Genomic DNA, 1,489 nt, shown 5'->3' on the forward strand with positions numbered 1-1,489 from the left:
TGTAAGAAATCCACGATCAACAGGTTTGTAGTGGAAGCGGATGTCCATAAATGGATCGTGCTGGATGATACCACGTTTTTGGGCATAGGTGACCATTGTCTTGATACCTTTTAATTTCTTCTGTGCTGTATTATGAGAGATGTTTTTCTCTGTGACTAAGAATAACTCAAAGTCTTTTATTACAACAGAGTTAAACTCTAGTAATCCCAAGTCTTTTCTCTTATACTTTGTCTCTAAAAACTCAACAAGGTCACGTCTGATAATGGTGTACTTCTGAAAACTACCTTTCTTTAAGCTTACTCCAACCTTATCCTGAATGCTCTCAATGTACTTGTCGAATACTGGGAGAATAGTAGAAAACTCTTTCTCATCACCTAAAAACAATGATTTGAATGACTCTGCAGTAAGATAGTCATCATACTCATGTTTTCTAAATAGCTCATACAGTGAGGCTGTAAGAGCATCAAGAGAGGCATTTAATGCTACAGCTTCTGCTGTTCTGCCTTTGGCTCTGCTCGTAGAATTGCTCCAAAGGCTTTTCTTTACAGACAATTGGCTTGAGCCAAGATTAACCATTTCACCATCTAAGATGACACGGACCATAATTGGATTTTTCCCTTCTTTGTTCTCATAGTTTGAGCGTAGGTAGTAGGAAACCTTGAATTGCTTCTTCATACTCTTAAAATCTTTTTAGTGGATCTATTCTATATTGCTACACTTTTTTCAAGTGTTTGTACATAAAAAGTTGCCACAAAGTTCGTAATAAAGTTCCTGAAGATGAGTATTTTAAGGTGTTCAATTTGGTAGTCATTGCTACATTTTTTTTCTGCCAATTAAAAGTTGTAGCAATTTCTGTAGCAGAAAAGTGTTCTATTGCTAACTACCAAAATATGCGTTTTGGTATTCAGTGGTAGTTACTAAAACGAGAAAATTCGCTGTAAAGCTGGGCTTTACAACGATTTTTCCTCTGTTTTGAATACCTATCTGACTACTCAGATGAAGCTCAAAAATGTCACAAAGTGGAGATGGAGGGAGTCGAACCCTCGTCCAAACACGGAACTAATCCGCTTTCTACACGTTTAGCTTTGCTTTAATTGTCGGCGAGTGGGCTAGGCCAAAGCCACCCTCCTACTCACTTAGTCCTTTGAATGTCGTCGGAGGTGAGGGACACACCACCAACCCTTCCCGATATTACGGCATCACTATATCCGACCACCTCGGGTTCACGGTATCGGAGTGATGTCTCGTCGCGAGCTAAAACTCAAGCGAAGGAGCAGTAATCTACTAAACTTCGATTACGCTGCGAGAGCGTAGTTATAATCTTCGCCACTTAAAAGTGTAGATGTCTGAGATTTAAGTGCTAGAGCAACGACGCACTACGTGCTTACGAACCACCTCTACATGCTGTCAAAGCCAGTCATCCCCAGTGATTACGTGGCAAAGATACCAAAATAATATGGACTATAGGTAAGAAAAGGGCTCATACTTA

The 1,489-nt window shown here is 39.8% G+C and carries 1 protein-coding gene and 1 other RNA gene; both read right to left on the reverse strand.

Translation table 11 applies throughout. From position 1 onward, the window contains the following. On the reverse strand, positions 1–675 hold a 675-nt coding region (locus tag IX315_RS09545), incomplete at its 3' end, for a phage integrase SAM-like domain and Arm DNA-binding domain-containing protein (protein WP_211637425.1). A 342-nt stretch (positions 676–1,017) separates the two neighbouring features. Then, positions 1,018–1,425, reverse strand: a transfer-messenger RNA (tmRNA) gene (ssrA, locus tag IX315_RS09550). Positions 1,426–1,489: the final 64 nt, after the last annotated feature.

Source organism: Porphyromonas levii, from assembly GCF_018206105.1.
Classification (GTDB): Bacteria; Bacteroidota; Bacteroidia; order Bacteroidales; family Porphyromonadaceae; genus Porphyromonas_A; species Porphyromonas_A levii.